This is a genomic window from Microcoleus sp. F10-B2, from assembly GCF_036704965.1.
Classification (GTDB): Bacteria; Cyanobacteriota; Cyanobacteriia; order Cyanobacteriales; family Microcoleaceae; genus Microcoleus.
In genome coordinates, this window is the sequence record NZ_JAUBTB010000209.1 from 1 (window position 1) to 2,130 (window position 2,130).

At 40.2% G+C, this 2,130-nt stretch carries 1 protein-coding gene and 1 pseudogene; one reads left to right on the forward strand and one right to left on the reverse strand.

Annotated features, from left to right (window positions below):
* Positions 1-357: 357 nt before the first annotated feature.
* Positions 358-1,427, reverse strand: a pseudogene (locus QUA99_RS32650) (IS630 family transposase).
* A 309-nt stretch (positions 1,428-1,736) separates the two neighbouring features.
* Here QUA99_RS32650 and QUA99_RS32655 point away from each other — a divergent pair.
* Positions 1,737-2,108 (forward strand): DUF6444 domain-containing protein, encoded by a 372-nt coding sequence (locus QUA99_RS32655; RefSeq protein WP_445251061.1) that lies wholly within the window; start codon positions 1,737-1,739, stop codon positions 2,106-2,108.
* The last annotated feature ends 22 nt before the right edge of the window (positions 2,109-2,130 follow it).

Sequence of the window (2,130 nt, forward strand, 5' to 3'; positions counted from 1 at the left end):
AACTTTTGTTACCTCTGTGGAAAAAATCCTGAAAGAATTTGGAGAAAACTATGTAATTAATTTTGTCTAGCTACTTATTGCTGCCATTTGGCGCTTTGTGCATCATTACAATGCTAATTTACAACTCTAAACGCCTACTTTCTTTGAATTCAGTTTAATTCTCTTTATCCTTTCCTTCAGGGCACTACCGCTTTCTTAGCTTAGGATCGCGAATTAAATAATTTACACTCTTGAAAGTGGGGTGGGCTCTCGTAGCCCGCCCTTTCTGGACGGTCGGGATGGGCCCATCCCACAAGAACATCACGCATTGTAAGTTAAGTAGGTCGGTATAAAAAAACCAAGCTAAGTAAAGAAATGTTAACAAGCGGAATTGGAGCTGAATTTAAAGCGATTAGTTATATAATTTCCTCGTTGCCCTCTCGCTTCAATTCCATCCATTACTGCGTAGGCAATATCTAGTTCATCTTCAAACATTTGTCCGACCAGTTCATGATTTTTAAGTTGCTGCCATTCCAGTTCAATCTTGTTCATTTCCGAACAGTATTTAGGTAAAAAGAAAATATACAATCCCTGGCTTTCCCACTGAGACCATTTTTGTTGGACATCCAGAGATTTGTGTATGGGACCATTATCTTGAATTATCACTCTGATCCGTCCAGTTAATTTCATTTCATGCCTCAGCTTGTTGTGCTTCATTTTCCATCATAGTGATATATGATTTGCTGCTAAAACTCCCGACAGCCAACCCATATGCGAAACTGACACACGGCTGTAGCAAGCCTAAAATACTAAGTCTTCGCCCCCTTCGTTTCGTTTGCTCTAACCGTTTTTGCGCTCCTATTGGGTAATATGTATATCCAGTGGGACTCCACAAGCAAAAACCTGATTCATCCAGATATTTCAGATCGATTTCTCCCGCCGCCGATGCCAACTCCAACATATCTTGATCTGCCTGTTTTATTGAGCGTTGTAATGGGTCTTGCTTGTCTTTATGGCTTGGTCGGGTTCGTTTCCAAATAATCTTTTTTTTTGAGGATACGTCTTAATCTGTCAGGGCTTAATTTGACCCCACGTTCTTGTTCTAATTTTTGAGCAAGTTGACGACTATTATATCTGCGTGGTTCATTTCTGAGACATTCTTCTAGATGAACAATGTCTGATTCTTTCCATTTTGGTTTGACCCCTCTACCTCTGGTTGACCATAATCCTGTCAAACCCATTTTCACCCACCGATGAATTACTTCTCTAACTGTTTGCTCTCTACAATTAAAATGAGCTGCTATCTCCTCTACATAACATCCCTGGGAGTTTAATCTAATAATTTGTGCTCGATCTTTTACTTTTTGAGATACTGTTGTTGCCGTCCTCAATTCAAATAGTGTTCGGTCTTCTTCTTGATTGAGAAATACTCTTAAACCTGCGCCCATATTTGTTGATTTTGTAAATTAAATCTTGAGTGTTTACTTATCTTAACATAATTTGGTTTTTTTACGCCTACCTACTTATTTAATTCTCATTCCTTAACTTGTTAGCAATGACCTTCGGCATCCTCTACTGTCACAATCGGTTTTTTCGGAATTTTGAGAACAAATTAAGTTACGTTTTAGCCCACATTCCGCACCCCCAACTGGCACACTACGAATTTTGGTTATTCGATCGCTTGAGACTGCCGATCGGTAAGGATTCAGGTCAGGGGGTATTGACAAGTGTGACAGTTGAATGCGAGTATCATAGGAATGCAAAAAGAGCGACCTCCCAAACTAGACAGTGAGAAATTAAGCCAGTTGGCAACAGAGCAACTGGTAGAGATAATTATTGAGCAGGCGAAAGCTATAGAGCAGCTAAAATGCAGAGTAGTAGAACTAGAACAAGAAATAAAAAAGCTCAAAGTTAGTAGAGATATAGACAGCAAAACATCATCAAAACCACCGTCAGGAGACCTCCTCAAAAAAACCGAGAACAAACCAGAGAATCAAGCATTCGAGAGCGAGACTCCAAAACGGAAACCAGGAGGACAACCAGGGCATCCGGGAAAAACCAGAAAAGGGTTTAGCGGGAGCATCCCGGTTTTGCAAAAACCTCAAATGGCTAAGAGGTCGTTGAGGTAAGCACAACGAAGTTTTAGCATTT